Annotated in this window: 9 protein-coding genes; 8 read left to right on the forward strand and 1 reads right to left on the reverse strand. The window is 39.7% G+C overall.

Annotated features, from left to right (window positions below):
- The first annotated feature begins 12 nt into the window (after positions 1-12).
- Complete coding sequence (locus F8S12_RS30190) at positions 13-7,134, forward strand: AAA family ATPase (RefSeq protein WP_196519944.1); 7,122 nt, start codon at positions 13-15, stop codon at positions 7,132-7,134.
- Between the two features lie 98 nt (positions 7,135-7,232).
- On the opposite strand, the gene F8S12_RS30195 is transcribed toward F8S12_RS30190, so the two are convergent.
- The gene (locus F8S12_RS30195; RefSeq protein WP_196519945.1) at positions 7,233-7,862 is read right to left on the reverse strand and encodes a Uma2 family endonuclease; all 630 of its coding nucleotides are present in this window, start codon (positions 7,860-7,862) and stop codon (positions 7,233-7,235) included.
- A gap of 469 nt (positions 7,863-8,331) precedes the next feature.
- Between F8S12_RS30195 and F8S12_RS30200 the strand changes: the two genes are divergently transcribed.
- The 7 genes from F8S12_RS30200 (at position 8,332) to F8S12_RS30230 (ending at position 16,480) form a co-directional block, all read left to right on the forward strand.
- Positions 8,332-9,216 (forward strand): isopenicillin N synthase family dioxygenase, encoded by an 885-nt coding sequence (locus tag F8S12_RS30200; protein ID WP_196519946.1) that lies wholly within the window; start codon positions 8,332-8,334, stop codon positions 9,214-9,216.
- Between the two features lie 5 nt (positions 9,217-9,221).
- Positions 9,222-10,361 carry an NAD(P)/FAD-dependent oxidoreductase gene (locus F8S12_RS30205; protein ID WP_196519947.1) on the forward strand — a complete coding sequence of 380 codons (1,140 nt, stop codon included), beginning with the start codon at positions 9,222-9,224 and terminating at the stop codon, positions 10,359-10,361.
- A 314-nt stretch (positions 10,362-10,675) separates the two neighbouring features.
- On the forward strand, positions 10,676-11,989 hold the full coding sequence (urtA, locus tag F8S12_RS30210) for an urea ABC transporter substrate-binding protein (protein WP_196519948.1): 1,314 nt from the start codon (positions 10,676-10,678) through the stop codon (positions 11,987-11,989).
- Between the two features lie 153 nt (positions 11,990-12,142).
- Positions 12,143-13,303 carry an ABC transporter permease subunit gene (locus F8S12_RS30215; protein ID WP_196519949.1) on the forward strand — a complete coding sequence of 387 codons (1,161 nt, stop codon included), beginning with the start codon at positions 12,143-12,145 and terminating at the stop codon, positions 13,301-13,303.
- An 18-nt stretch (positions 13,304-13,321) separates the two neighbouring features.
- Positions 13,322-14,443 carry an urea ABC transporter permease subunit UrtC gene (urtC, locus tag F8S12_RS30220; RefSeq protein WP_196519950.1) on the forward strand — a complete coding sequence of 374 codons (1,122 nt, stop codon included), beginning with the start codon at positions 13,322-13,324 and terminating at the stop codon, positions 14,441-14,443.
- Positions 14,418-15,164: an urea ABC transporter ATP-binding protein UrtD gene (gene urtD / locus F8S12_RS30225; protein WP_196519951.1), complete on the forward strand. Its 747-nt coding sequence runs from the start codon at positions 14,418-14,420 to the stop codon at positions 15,162-15,164. The genes urtC and urtD overlap by 26 nt, the downstream gene beginning before the upstream one ends.
- Before the next feature lie 149 nt (positions 15,165-15,313).
- Entirely contained in the window at positions 15,314-16,480 is a 1,167-nt protein-coding gene (locus F8S12_RS30230; RefSeq protein ID WP_196519952.1) for a hypothetical protein, read from the forward strand.
- The last annotated feature ends 34 nt before the right edge of the window (positions 16,481-16,514 follow it).

Here is a 16,514-nt window from a genome sequence, read left to right on the forward strand (position 1 = left end):
GGAGTATTTAGTATGATGATTGCATTACCCGGATTTATAATTGTTACTTCGCTAAAAGCAGGGGTAAAAGCAGTCATCTACCGGGGAGTCAGGGTTGAAGATCAGTGTCCAGTAATTATCAAAGGGCTACGTGCAGAACAGTGTACACCCAAGAATATTGAGCAACTCAAACATGAATATGCGATCGCTCAAAGGTTAAATATCGCAGCAGTTGTCAAAGCCTACGCCTTAGAGATGCACCAGGGAATCCCTTATTTAATTTTAGAGGATTTTAAAGGGCGATCGCTCGACCAGTTGCTAGACCAATTTCAACAGCCTATCTCGTTTCTAAAGATTGCTATTCAAATCACCAGTAGACTCGCACAAATCCACACTCATCACATTGTTCACAAGGATATTAAGCCACAAAATATCTTAGTTAATCTCGAATCAAATGAGGTCAAAATTGCCGATTTTGGAATTGCAGCCTTCATTCCCTACGAGCAGCAAAGGGTTAGCAGTTCCAGTCGTATAGAAGGCAGTCTACCTTATTTGTCACCAGAACAAACCGGGCGGATGAATCAAGGAATTGACCATCGCAGCGATTTGTATTCACTGGGAGTTACCTTTTATGAGATGCTGACAGGTCAGCTACCGTTTCAAGGTAAAGACCCTTTAGAGTGGGTACATTGTCATATTGCTAAATCTCCGTTATCCCTGACAAAATTAAACTCTAATATTCCCCAAATCCTCTCTGACATCATTATTAAATTACTGTCAAAGGTTGCAGAACAAAGATATCAAAGTGCTTTAGGTTTGCAATTTGATTTAGAACAATGCTTAAAGCAATTAGAAACAACCGGACAAATTCAGTCTTTTATCTTAGGTAAGCAAGATATCTCAGAACGCTTTCAAATTCCCCAGAAATTGTATGGACGAGAACAAGAGATTGCCAAGCTTTTGCAAGCATTTGAGCGAGTTGTTAGCCAAGGTAAATTAGAACTTGTATTAGTTTCTGGCTATGCTGGGGTTGGTAAATCTTCTCTAGTAAAAGAGATTCACAAACCCATTGTCAGAGAACGCGGTTTTTTTATCTGTGGTAAGTTTGAGCAGTACAAACGTGATATTCCCTATTTCACTATTGTTCAAGCTTTTCAAACACTCGTTCGACAAATTTTAACGCAGCCTAAAGATCAACTTGCCACTTGGAAAAAGCGAATACAAGCGGCATTAGGAAACAATGGTAGACTAATTGCAGATGTAATTCCAGAAGTTGAATTAATCGTTGGCGAACAGCTTCCTATACCAGAGTTGGGGCCTGCTGAATCTCAAAATCGATCCAATTTGGTGTTTCAGAACTTTATCAGCGTCTTTGCTCAAAAAGAACATCCACTCACTGTTTTTTTAGATGATATGCAGTGGGCAGACAGCGCCACTTTGAATTTAATTCAAACTATCATTACTGGCTCTAATATCCAATATCTTTGCTTCATTTTGGCGTATCGAGATAACGAAGTAGATGTTGTACATCTCTTTAATTTGATGATAGAGAAGGTTCGCCAGCATGGAGCAAAAACGACTGAAATTTTGCTTACACCTTTGAATCTTATTTATGTAAATCAGTTGATTGCTGATACCTTACATACTTCAGCAGAACAAGCAGCACCTCTTGCTAAATTTATTTTCCAAAAAACTGACGGTAATCCTTTTTTTGTCAATGAGTTTCTGAAAACATTGCATCAAGAAAATCTGCTGAATTTTTACCCCCCTCAATCCCCCCTTAGCAAGGGGGGAAGTAAAGGGGGGTGGGAATGGGATCTAGCTCAGATTGAAGCTCAGGGTATTACAGATAATATTGTTAATCTGATGATTGCGCGGATGCAAAAACTGCCAAAAGCAACTCAACAGGTGCTTAAATTAGCCTCCTGCATCGGTAATCGTTTTGATTTAGAAATTTTAGCGATCGTTAGTGAACAATCTATTGAGGAAACGGCAAAAGCACTTGTTGAAGCTATTTTAAGAGGATTAATTATCTGCATTGAGTCAGATGAAAGTGCTGAAAAAAACTATCGGTTCTACCATGACCGAATTCAACAAGCTGCATACTCCTTAATTGCCGATGAATCGAAGCCAGCAGTTCATTTAACAATTGGGCGAATTTTGCTAAAAAATGCTAGTCCTGAACAAGTGAATGAACAAATTTTTGATTTAGTCAATCAACTCAATCTCGCTGGAGATTTAATTATTGAACATAAAGAAAAAGATGAATTAGTGCGATTGAATTTAATCGCTGGCAAGAGGGCAAAAGCTTCTACAGCTTATACTACTGCTAAAAAGTTTTTTAGCGTTGCTATGAATCTTTTGGCTGCAAATGCCTGGATTGAACAATATGGACAAACATTTACTTTATTTAAAGAACGAGCTGAATGTGAATTCTTAATAGGAAATTTAGAGCAAGCGGAAGAGTTATTTGAGAATTTATTGCTCAAAGTAGAATCTCATATCGAAAAAGCCAACATCTATATGCTGCAAATTAGACTTTATCAAGTTGCAGGTAGATATGAAGAGGCACTGACGTTAGGATTAGAAACTTTAAAACTTTTTGGGGTAACATTCCCTGATATAAATGAGCAAATAGAAGCGCTGCTCGCAATTGAAAAAAGCCAGGTATTAGCAAATCTAGGTAATAGACAAGTCTCTGATTTAATTGATGCTCCGATAATCCAAGACCTAAATATTAAAACACTGATTAGTTTGTTGACGACTCTGGGACCACCTACTTATCTCGGTAGACCCCAAATCTTTCCGTTAGTTGTACTCAAAGCAGTTAATTATTCACTAAAGTTTGGTAATACGGAAGATTCCTGTTTTGCTTACAGTATGTATGCCATGTTGTTGGTTTCCATCTTCCATGATATTCCTACAGGCTACGCATTTTCCGAGATGACAATTCAATTGAATGAAAAGTTTAATGATTTAAAACTTAAAGGAACTGTTCTGCACATTCATGGAAGTCATGTTAACGTTTGGTGTAACCATATTGCTACTGATATTTCCTTTTTAGAGCGGGGATTTATCGGCTGTGTGGAAGCAGGTGATGTGACAATGGCAAATTACAATGGCTATCAAAGCTCTTGGCAAATTATCCAGTTAGGCTCTCCACTTTCAGATACATACAAATCTCTGGAAAAATACACTACCTTTGCCAGTCAGTCTAAACATGAGGCTGTCTATCGAACAATCAGATTACAGCAGATGCTACTAATGAATCTGCGGGGACTCACTCAGCATAACCTAACTCTAAGTAATGATGAATTTGATGAAACACAAGCTCTGTCTATTATTACAGATGCAGGTTTTGTCAGTGGAATTATTTTTTATCACATTATTAAATTAATTATATTTTTTACATATCGACAGTATGCAGAAGCCCTGAATTGTGCCTTAGAATTGTCCAGGTTTCCAGTTAGTACATTGGCATTACCGATTGAGACAGATTATGTTTTATATTACTCACTAACTTTAGCGGCTCTTTATCCAACAGTATCTTATCAAGAGCAAGAACAGTTTTTGCAAACCCTAGAATCGCATCAGCATCAATTGCAATACTGGGCTAACAACTGCCCTGCTAACTTCTTACACAAGTCTCAATTAGTAGCTGCTGAAATGGCTCGGATTGAAGGCCGGGAATTAGAAGCAATGCGCCTGTATGAGCAATCAATTGGTTCAGCCCGTGAGCAGGGATTTGTGCAATATGAAGCTTTGGCTAATGAGCTAGGCGCTAAGTTTTACTTGGAGCGAAAGTTTGAATTAATTGCCAAAACTTACTTACAAGAAGCTAAAAATGCCTATCTACGCTGGGAGGCATCTGCCAAAATCAAGCAGCTAGAAGAGTGCTATCCTCAGCTATTACCACAACAACAACTTGTCTCTAACGAAACGTTTTTTAGTACGGGTGAACACCTAGACTTTCTATCAGTCGTTAAAGCGTCTCAAACTATATCTAGTGAAATTGTTCTTCCTCAGTTATTGAAGACATTAATGCAGATTGTTATCGAGCAAGCTGGAGCAGAAATCGGTTATTTATTACTTGCTCACGAGGAAAATCTAGTAATCGAAGTAGAAGCTAAGGTTAATCCCCAATCAGAAAATCTCAATGTTTCTCGACTTGTATTAGAAGCTGAAATTCCACAAGTTATTCCGCAATCAATCTTAAATTATGTTCAGCGAACTCAAGAAATAGTGATTTTGCATAATGCCAGTGAGCAAAATCTGTTTTCGGGAGACGAGTATATAATCCAAAAGCAACCGAAATCTGTGCTTTGTTTAGCGATCGCTCGTCAGTCAAAATTACTTGGTATTTTATACTTAGAAAACAATTTTATCCCCAGTGCTTTTACACAGGATAAACTTTCTATACTGGAAATTTTGACAGTTCAAATTGCGATCTCTCTTGAAAATGCTCGTCTTTATCAAGGTCTAGAAGATAGCAAAGAACAACTTAACCTAGCGTTAGAATCTGGTAAAATTGGGGTTTGGAGTTGGGATATTGCTAATGATCAGTTTTACTGGGATGAGCAGGTTTATCAAGTATTTGGGTTAACACCTGAAACCTTTGTTACCACCTCCGAAGCAATTTTAGCTCGTCTGCATCCAGATGATCAGGCATTGTTGGTTCAATCGTTGAGTCGAGCAATTAACGAAAGCGTCGAGCATAATCTAGAGTATCGAATTATTCGGGATGACGGCAGTATCCGTTACTTAGCCTGCCGGGGAAAAGCCTTTTTTAACCAAGTCGGTAAAGCCACACACATGAGTGGTGTTATGCTTGATACTACAGAACGCAAACAATCTGAAGCCGAACGTATCCAACTGATTCAAGAGCAAACCGCCCGACAGGAAGCAGAAGCCAATCAACAACGAGCAACATTTTTAGCTCAAGTCAGTGCAACACTCGCCTCTTCCCTCGATTACGAAAGCACGCTAACAAGCGTGGCAAATCTAGTTGTGCCTTACTTTGCCGATTGGTGCAGCGTTGATCTCCTGCAAGACAACCAATCAATTAATCGGGTAGCAGTTGCCCACCGTGATCCAGAGAAAGTGAAACTTGGCTGGGAACTTGATCAACGTTATCCCAGCAAGTTGGATGCAGATGAAGCTGTGCCGAAAGTACTGCGTACAGGAATTGCTGAAATGGTAGCTGAAATTTCAGATGCAGCCCTAGCAGCAGGTATCGCAGATCCAGAACATCTGCGGATTGTGCGTGAACTTGGTTTAAAGTCATGTATAATTTTGCCTTTGATGGCACGCGAAAAAATTTTTGGTGCCATTTCCTTTGTGACTGCTGAATCAGAACATCGTTACAGCACAACTGATTTATCACTGGCGGAAGATGTTGCTCATCGAGCTGCGATCGCCATTGATAATGCTCGCCTTTACCAAGAAGCACAGCAAGCCCAAAAAATAGCAGAACGAGCGCTGGAGCGCATTGCTCGTCTCCAATCGATCACGGCTGCCCTTTCAGAATCCTTGACACCAGCCCAAGTTTCTGAAGTCATTGTCGAGCAGAGTATGGCTGCTTTGGGAGCCAGTTCTGCCCTCGTCGCCTTGGTGAATGAAAGTAAAACTGAATTGGAAATTGTCCGGGCGGTTGGCTATAAGCAAGATTTGGTGGAGGCTTGGCGTCATCTTTCCATCGATTCACCTTCTCCCTTAGCGGAAGCCGTGCGGACTGGACAACCTATTTGGGCACAAGCAACAAAAAATCGAGTAGCTCGCTACCCACATTTGGCTGAAATTTATGCCCAATATGACTTTGATACCTGGATTTCTATTCCATTGATGATAGAAGGTGGGGCAGTTGGAGGTATAACTTTAGGATTTGCCGAGCCTCAACTACTTAGTGGAGAAGATCAAGCGTTTATTTTAGCCCTTGCTCAACAATGCGCCCAAGCGATCGCTCGTGCTTACCTCTACGAAGCCGAACGAACGGCACGAAACGCTGCTGAATCAGCAAACCGCGTCAAAGATGAATTTCTAGCCGTCCTCTCCCATGAATTGAGGACACCGCTCAACCCGATTCTGGGTTGGGCAAAACTGATGCGGAGTCGCAAACTTGATCAAGCAACAAGCGATCGCGCTCTAGAAACCATTGAGCGTAATGCCAAGTTACAAACTCAATTAATTGAAGATTTGCTCGATGTCTCCCGTATCCTTCAGGGTAAACTTAACCTCAACTTCAACCGGATTAATTTGATATCAGTCATTGAAGCTGCGATCGAAACAGTGCGTTTATCAGCTGAAGCCAAGTCCATCCCAATTCTGATAATTATTGAATCTTGTGTAGGGCAAGTTTTAGGTGATGCCAATCGATTGCAACAAGTCTTTTGGAATATTCTTTCCAATGCTATTAAGTTTACTCCCAGTGGGGGAGAGGTAAAGATTAAATTAGAGCAACTTGGCCCAGAGATACAAATCTGCGTAACTGATACAGGGAAAGGGATTGCACCTGAGTTTTTACCTTATGTCTTTGATTATTTCCGTCAAGCAGATAGTGCCACAACTCGGAAATTTGGCGGTTTAGGTTTAGGATTAGCGATCGTCCGACATCTTGTAGAGCTTCACGGGGGCACTGTTCAGGTAGAAAGTCTAGGTGAAAATCAAGGAGCAACTTTTACCGTCAGACTGCCATGTTTACAGAATGAAACCAAAGGAATCAAGGATGCAAAAGATAACTCCTTCCTTGTGAAAGATAAATCTTTACCCTTGTTTGGCTTAGAGATTCTCGTAGTAGATGATGATGCAGATATGCGAGAGTTTTTGCCTTTTATGCTAGAGCAGTATGGTGCAACTGTAATCACCGTAGCCTCAGCAATTGAAGCTTTAACTGCGCTGAGTCAATGCCAGCCAAATGTGATCATCAGCGACATCGGGATGCCAGAAATGGATGGCTATATGTTGATGCGACAGGTGAGAAGTCTGGAACCAGAGGAAGGAGGGACAATTCCAGCGATCGCTTTAACTGCTTATGCTGGTGAGATAGATTATCAGCAAGCGATCGCTGTCGGATTTCAACTGCATATTTCCAAGCCTGTAGATCCAGAAGAATTGGTGAAGGCGATCGCGTCATTAAGTAAATGGCAAAAATCTGAATAATATCTAGCCGGGCAAGCTTGAGTTTGCCTTAGACATTCTTTCAAACTAGCACCAGTTTTTGTAACATAACTCATCTGGATTAACAAATGAGCAAAAGTTTAACCTAAACGCTGTTTGAGTTCACGAATTGCGGCACTAGTATTTCGCTCATAGGCAACTTCAAAACACCTAGTAACTATATCCTCAATGTTTATATCTGGAAAATATTGGCTTTGAGTTTGAGCAATATATTCTGTACCCTGCAACTGATAAATCCACAGTTGTTTTTTGCGATACAGCCAAACTTCCGGCACTTGATAAGGCAGGTAATCATTGACATCAGAATAGCTCGTAACATCAATTTCCAGCACTAAATCGGGAGGAGGATCTATTCTCCAATCAATTCGCTCCTTACCAGATACCGCCTCCCAATTGTCAATGTAAAAACAATAGTCTGGTTCGATGCCACTCTCCTCTGGTAATTCTATTGTGACAGGAGTAAAAGCATCATATTCACGTTCAAGATAATCCAGCAAGACTGTGATAATATTTGCAATTAAATGGGCATCACGTCCATGTTTAGGAAGCGGAGACATGAGCAAGACTTCTCCATTTTGGTATTTTATGCGGGGAATTGAATTGTTACCCCGTTGCTGACACAAAACCTGGTAATCTTGCCAAGTTGCAGGCAGCCGGACAACTGCCCCCGCAGGTAGCTGAATTTTTTCAGGTGAGACTAGTGCAAACATAGCTCATACCAATTTTGGATTGTGTTCGCGTAGCGTCTTGTAGAGAAAGAGTTGATTGATAAGCTTTTGGACACTCTATCTGTGGCAATCATTTTTCAAATAGGTATTGGAAATGGAAAATTGAAACCTCACGATTATTGTAATTCTATTTTGGATTTTGAAAACAAGGAGTTGAGTTTTTTTGCATGACCGCTTCAGCACTTACTATGAACTAGGATTTTATTTTATCTTTAATTAAAGGGGTACGTTAGGATTAACACCGTAGGACATTCTACTACTGTCAGTCTACTAGACCTCTTGCAAAAGTCCTTCTTTTCGCTTTCTTCTTTGCGCCTTTGCGCCTTTGCGTGAGACAAAAAATTATTTATGCAAGAGGTCTACTGTATTTGGTATGAATCCTGACTTCTATACAGACGCGATTAATCTCGGTCTGTACTGTTTATTGTTAACAAAATATCTCCAATGATAAATGGTTACAATTCCAGTAATTGATTTAGCTGCCTTCGCCGAAGGTAATACAGCAACTCGGCAAACTGTTGTCAAACAAATCTATCAAGCTTGTCATGAAATTGGCTTCATGTATTTACAAAATTCGAGAATATCAAAAGACTTAGTTGAGCAAGTATTCACTCACAGCAAATCTTTCTTTAATCTACCTTTAGAAGTTAAGCAAAAGCAAGCTTGGAATGATGAATTTAGTAATACGGGTTACGTTGGTCTGGAAAGAGAACGCCTTAATCCCAATCAACCAGGCGACCTCAAAGAGGCGTTGAATTTAGGCAAACAAGAAGCTGTAAGGATAGCTCCTTCTATTCACGCCTTTTATGATAGTTGCACAGAACTTGCTAACATAATGTTACAAACATTTGCTTTGGCGTTAGAATTGCCAGAAAATTTTTTTGTTACAAGGCACAATCAACAAAATCATACCTTGCGATCGCTCCACTATCCCCCATTACAGACACCACCCAAACGGGGACAGATGCGTGCTGGTGAGCATTCTGATTATGGCAGTATTACTTTACTTTTTCAAGATGAAGTTGGAGGGTTGGAAGTGGAGACAGCTTCTGGATATTGGATTGCAGCGCCGATAATTCCTGATACTGTAGTGGTCAATATCGGCGATTTAATGCAACGGTGGACAAATGATATGTTTTGCTCAACCAAGCACCGGGTAATGATTCCCAATGACAACAGGGTGCAGCAATCGCGGTATTCTATTGCTTTTTTCTGTCATCCCAATGATGATACAGAAATAGCTTGTCTGGAGAGTTGCCAGAAAGAGCGATCGCCTATCTATCCTCCTATCTTAGCAGGAGAATATCTTTTACAACGTTTGCAAGCAACTTATTAAAAAGTATGAAAACCTACGACTGGATTGTTGTTGGCGGTGGAATTACGGGTGCTACACTCGCCTATGAATTAGCGAAAACAGGCTTTTCTGTACTTTTGTTGGAGCAATACAAAACACCACAGAATGCAACTTGCTATAGTTACGGTGGACTTGCTTATTGGTCGGGTACTACACCACTAACTCGTCAATTGTGCGAAGAAGCGATCGCACGTTATCATATCTTATCTCAAGAGTTAGACGCTGATATTCAGTTTCGGGAATTAGATTTATTACTTACTATTTCTGTCCACGATGACCTAGAGGCAACGGGAGCATCATATAATCATTTTGCTATTCCACCTCGTTTACTCAGTGTTCAAGAAGCTTGTGAGTTAGAACCACTGCTAAATCGAGAGGCAATATCTGGCGCTTTAACTGTTAAACACGGTCATATTCACCCAGAAAAAACAATAATAGCTTACATCCAAGCTTTTGAGCGGGCTGGGGGTGAAACGCAGATTACCCAAGTTTTGCAAATACTGAAAGATGGTGTCAAAACGACTACTGCAACTTTTCATAGTGCTAATGTTGTTATTTGTGCAGGTGGACTCAGCCGACAGCTACTAAAATCTGTTGGTATTTCCATCAAGTTATATTTTACTCACGCAGAAATTATCGAAACCCCACCCATTGATGTCAGGTTACGCACCTTAGTTATGCCAGCTAATCTGCAACGGTTTCAATTAGAAGCCCAATCGACTCAAGTTGATAAATTGTGGGATGAACCAGGTAAAGAATTAGTACCGCCGATTTTAGATGCAGGTGCGATTCAGTTTCAAGATGGTAGCTTGCGTTTGGGTCAAATTAGCCGTGCGATCGCAGATCCTCATGCCAAGATAAACTCAGAGGCAAGCGAAAAATGGCTGCGAAAAAGTATCGGTCAAGTTTTACCAGCTTTGGAGAATTTACCAGGGACTTGGTATCATTGCTTAGTAGCATTTAGTAGCAACAGACTCCCCTTAATTGGTGCTATCCCTGAATTTAAGGGCGTCCATATTTTCTCTGGGTTTAGCAATCCTTTGGTAATAGTACCACCCTTAGCACAGCGTTTTGCTAAGTTTGCATCTGGTAAAGAAGACGAAATTATTACGGCGTTGCTGAATTAGGGGATAATTTCGCCCAATTTATAACGAATTTTCGCGTTGCTAAATCAAGGGATGAAATTTTATGTATTAAAATTTAAAACTCTTTATCCTCTCTGCGTCTCTGCGCCTCTGCGTGAGATAAATCATCCCGCAAATATGCAAACTTAACAAAGTATAATATTTCAAAGTTAATTTTTTATAACAGAAACAAAATTTTTTGTATAAGAAGTAACTTTTTGCTTAGTAAACTATCACACCAATATCACAGTTTAAAGGTTGATATTGTCAGCATCCTATGAGTTAGCTGATTCATCAAGAGGAAAATTCATCAAGATATGAGTAAACAATTTAATCGACGTAAGTTTTTGATCTACGGCTCTGTAACTTTTGGAAGCAGCATTTTCCTGAAGGCTTGCACGAATAATTCCCCAACTGTTACAGAGGCTCCAACCGCCTCCCCCACTGCTTCTTTATCTGCTGCTAGTAGTGAGACTATTAAAGTAGGTATTTTGCACTCCCTCAGTGGCACAATGGCTATTAGTGAAAAAAGCGTTGTCGATGCTGAAAAATTAGCAATTAAAGAAATTAACGCTACAGGTGGTGTCTTAGGTAAACAAATTGCAGCAATTACCGAAGATGGTGCTTCTAACTGGGATACTTTTAGGGAAAAAGCAACCAAGCTGATAGATCAAGATAAAGTTTCTGTCGTTTTTGGTTGTTGGACTTCTGCTAGCCGCAAGAATGTGAAACCAGTATTTGAGAGCAAAAACCACATGCTCTGGTATCCAGTGCAATATGAAGGTCAAGAGTGTTCTAAAAACATTTTTTACACTGGCGCTGCGCCAAATCAACAAATTGAACCATCTGTTGATTGGCTGTTGAAAAATAAGGGGAAAGAATTTTTCTTAGTTGGCTCAGACTACGTTTTTCCCCGGACTGCTAACACAATTATTAAAGCTCAATTAGAAGCATTAGGTGGGAAAGTAGTTGGTGAGGATTATTTACCTCTTGGCAATGCAGAAGTTACACCTATCATCACTAAAATTAAGCAAAACTTGCCAAACGGTGGTGTGATTTATAACACTCTAAATGGTGATAGTAATGTTGCTTTTTTCAAACAATTGAAAGGGGCTGGATTGACACCAGAAAAATATCCTTCCATGTCTGTAAGTATTGCCGAAGAAGAAGTCCAAGCAATTGGTGTAGAGTATCTCAAAGGTCACTACGCTGCCTGGAATTACTTCCAAACAGTAGACACACCTGCTAATAAAAAGTTTGTGGCAGCTTTTAAGAAAGAGTACGGTGAAAATCGGGTAACAAATGACCCAATGGAAGCAGCCTATATTGCAGTTTATTTGTGGAAGCAAGCAGTAGAAAAAGCTGGCACTATTGAGTTAGATAAAGTGCGTGCTGCGGCATACGGTCAAACCATAGACGCACCTGAAGGTAAAGTGACAATGGACGCCAATCATCACATATCCAAAGTTGTACGCATTGGTCAAGTCAGGCAAGATGGTTTGTTTGATATTGTTTATGCTACTCCTGCCGCAGTTGATCCAGTTCCCTGGAATCAATTTGTAAAAGAGACTAAAGGATTTGCTTGTGATTGGGCTGATCCAGCTAAGGGTGGTAAATACAAGAAAACCTAATTTTTGAAGTTCTCGTTTCCAGGTTCTACCTGGAAATACACCTCATACGGCTTTGCCGCTTTTACGGTAGGCGGAGCCTCCTAATAGGCATTCCCAGTCGGAGACTGGGAACGAGGCACTAACTACTAGCTGATAGCTATTGGGGAAAAATAAGTGTTAACAGGATTTTTAGAAGCTGTATTTAATGGTATTAGTATTGGCGCTGTATTATTAATTGCCGCGTTGGGATTAGCCATAATATTTGGATTAATGGGCGTCATCAATATGGCGCATGGTGAATTGATGATGTTTGGTGCTTATACAACGTTTGTTGTGCAAAGTGTTTGTAAACAATTGGGTGGGATATGGTTTGAAGTTTATATATTTTTGGCTTTGATTATTGCTTTTATTTTCACCGCTATTGTGGGATTAATTCTAGAAAGAAGTGTGATTCGTTATCTCTATGGACGTCCTCTAGAAACTCTACTAGCAACTTGGGGAGTAAGTTTGATTTTCCAGCAATTTGTTCGCAGTGTGAATTGGGTATTGATCATTGCCATAGCTATATTTTCTCTGTTGTTTTTTGGAGGTTTATGGATTTTAAATTCCCGGATGAATTTGGGAAGAGTTCGTAGCTGGGTTGTAGCATTGATGTTGTTGCTATCGCTGGGAGTGACAATAACAACGGGCAATTTATTGAGCCAAACTTATCAGCTTGCAGTGACTAAACCTTGGTTTGGCGCTCAAAATGTGGATGTAACGGCGCCTACATGGTTACAAACAGGGATGTCTTTGGGTGGCGTTCAATTGCCTTTTGCAAGATTATTTATTATTGCTTTAACGACAATCTGTGTTGCCGGAATTTATTTATTTTTACAACGTTCTAACTGGGGGTTAAGGATTCGGGCTGTGACACAAAACCGGAGTATGAGCGCTTGTTTAGGTATCCCAACTCAAAAAGTTGATGCAATTACTTTTGCCCTGGGTTCTGGTTTAGCTGGTGTGGCTGGATGTGCTATTAGCTTACTCGGTTCTGTAGGGCCAAATACAGGGCAAAACTATATTATTGATACTTTTATGGTTGTTGTTGTCGGCGGTGTAGGCAACTTAGCGGGTACGATTGTGGCAGCTTTAGGAATTGGTACAGCTAATTTTTTAATTGGTTCTGGTACTTTGGCTTTGTTGTTGAGTCCTGTTAAACCTTTGGCAGATTTATTCACGTTTTTTGCGACAACAAGTATGGCGAAGGTGATGGTATTTGCACTGATTATTGTGTTTTTACAGTGGAAACCTGGGGGAATTTTTCCGCAAAAGGGACGGATTGTTGATGTTTAAATCGCAGAGGCGCAGAGAATGAGAAAGAAGGGAGGAAGATTAATATTAATTGAAGTTGGGATTGTCGTAGCGATCGCACTCTTCTTCATAATTATCATGCCAGTGCTACTTTCAGAGTTTCGTCTAAATTTGTTGGGACGATTTTTGTCGCTGGCGATTGTAGCTTTGGGTATTGATTTGATTTGGGGTTATACTGGTTTACTGAGTTTGGGACATGGTATTTTCTTTGGTTTGGGTGGATATGCGATCGCTATGTACCTAAAACTGCAAGTTCCCACTGGCGAATTACCTGATTTCATGGGACTTTATGGGGTTACGGAACTTCCCGCGTTTTGGCAACCTTTTTATTCGTTTCCTTGGGCTATAGCTGCTGTGGTACTAATTCCAGGGTTATTGGCAGGATTATTAGGATATTTGGTATTCCGAAATCGCCTCAAGGGAGTTTATTTTTCTATCTTGACTCAAGCCGGAACTATTGTATTTTTCAATTTTTTCAATGGTCAACAACAATTTTTTAATGGTACGAATGGACTCATAGATTTTACAACTTTGTTTGGGGCAACTGTCAGCGATGCGAAAACGCAATTTGTTTTCTACACGCTGACTGTAGTGTTTCTCGCAGCCACCTACGGCATTTGTCGCTGGTTAACAAGTGGACGATTTGGCAGATTGTTGATAGCTATTCGTGATGATGAAAGTCGGGTAAGATTTTCTGGCTACGATCCTACAGATTTTAAGGTGGTAGTGTTTGCAGTTTCAGGTGCGATCGCTGGCATAGCAGGAGCATTTTACACCCTCCAAAGTGGTTCTGTATCGCCTAGAGCAATGGATATTGCTTTTTCCATTGAAATGGTGATTTGGGTGGCAGTAGGGGGACGTGCTACTTTAATTGGTGCGATCGTGGGAACTTTGTTAGTCAATTATGCCCGCGCTTTTTTAAGTGAGCAATTTGCAGAAATCTGGCTGTTTTTCCAAGGCGCACTATTTTTGATAGTCGTCACAGTGCTACCTGATGGCATAGTGGGATGGTTGCGTAGTCAAAATATTTCTCTTTTCAACCGTCGTCAACAAATTGCTACATATCCCACCTTGGAAGAAGACGCCGAAGTGCAACATGAACGCGAAAATATTGGAAACTGAAAATGTAACTGTTAGTTTTGACGGTTTTAAAGCACTAAATCAGCTAAACTTTAGTATGGATGTAGGTGAATTACGAGTAGTAATTGGCCCCAATGGAGCGGGAAAGACAACATTTCTAGATGTGATTACAGGTAGAGTACAACCAACCGTTGGGCGAGTTTTATTCAAAGGGAGAAACCTACGTTCTTTACCTGAATATAAAATTGCGCGGCTGGGAATTGGGCGTAAGTTTCAAACACCCCGAATTTACTTGAATTTAACGCCCCGTGAAAATTTAGAAATTACCAGTAATCGTCATAAAAATGTATTTTCTACTTTGTTTAGGCGTCCTGATGCTGCTGAGAAGAATAATATTAAAGGCTTATTAGAAACTATAGGTTTAACTCCTAAAGCACACATTTCAGCAGCATTACTTTCCCACGGAGAAAAGCAACGTTTAGAAATTGGAATGTTAGTAGCACAGTCACCTGATTTGTTACTCGTTGATGAACCCGTTGCTGGTTTAACAGATGAGGAAACCTACAACATTGGCGAATTACTTTTAGCACTAGCACAAAGTCATTCCATTTTAGTAATTGAACACGATATGGAATTTGTGCGTCAAATTGCCCGAAAAGTAACAGTGTTACATGAAGGTTCGGTGTTGTGCGAAGGTAGTTTTGAAAAAGTTCAAAATGACTCTCGTGTTATTGAGGTGTATTTGGGAAAACAGGAAGAGTAAATTTTTATCTCTAGACGCCGTTTTCGGCTCAACTCTGTTATTAGCCTCACAAGTAGTACGCACAATTGGAGTTCAAACTTCATCTATAAAGTTTTCGGTTAATATAGGGCAAGTAAGCCTAAAGTAAATATTGTTATTGACAGTTAAGCATGAATAAGCTCTTTTTAGGAGATGTATTTAATCATATCTTCAAATCTAATTTCTCAATCAGCGAAGATGAGGTTTTTGAAACATATAATAATCCTGATCTCATCCAAGAATTAAAAATTGGGGTGCAGCTTTTTATCAAGGAACTGAACAACGAAGAGCATAAATCTAATTTATTGCTGTGCGTTCAAGACAAAGGTAATTATAACCTTTTTGCGTTTTCCTACTGGATACCTAAAGAATTAGTTGTCTCTTTTACAGAACCATTGAGTATCCTTCAAGAATTTGTGGTAACGTTTGGTTCTAGGATTAAGGTAGGATATGCTGAAGATTTTTTTGTTTCAGAAACTACAGTTGCACTAGAGTCTAGATTAAAGCATCCATATCAAGTAATTCAGGTTTTAGGTTCTAAGCATATACCTTGTGAATACTATTTATTTTTTGATAAAGAATTTGTTGTCTCAGATACCCTTGTATTTCTTGATGTTTACTATGCTTTTTGCATAAACAATAACAAATATATTAGGTGGCTTCATAAATTGCCAGAAGTAGAAATCAAAGTTCCAAAACAATGGGCTAAACATCTGTCTGAGCTAATTGAAGTATTAGAGCCAAATGGGAAAACCCAATTAAGGGTTTTGAAATCAAGCAATGGCAATTGCGTTGATCAAACCCCTGCACAAGAAGATTTCATTGAAGTTAGCGTACCTGAAAAATACAAACACCAATTCAATCATATATCAAAGATATTAACATCATTAAAATCCAATGAAAAAGTGGTTGTTATTCCAAGTTTTAATGCACCCAAATGCATATTTTGTGGCTCTACAGATGTTTCCAAGGAGCATATATTTCCTAAATGGCTAAAACCCTTCTTTGATAAGAGTATCTTTGATTCAACACTACATATAAGTGCCAATGATACTGAAGATTTACTAGATTTTCTTCGATCAGGTGTTGAAGGGCACAAAGAAAGTTCTCACGGTTATACAACACAAATGGTCTGTAAGCAATGCAATAATACCTGGATGTCTAACCTAGAGAATAAGGCTAAGTCAATTTTAGTTGACAATAATGGAAGATTGACAGACAGCTTAACTCATATAAACAAAAATGATGCCTATATTATATCTATATGGATACTAAAAACCCAGCAATTCTCATTTTGAAATAAATAGGGTATTAATCGCCATTTTGAAATTC

This window comes from Nostoc sp. WHI, assembly GCF_015714725.1.
GTDB lineage: Bacteria > Cyanobacteriota > Cyanobacteriia > Cyanobacteriales > Nostocaceae > Nostoc.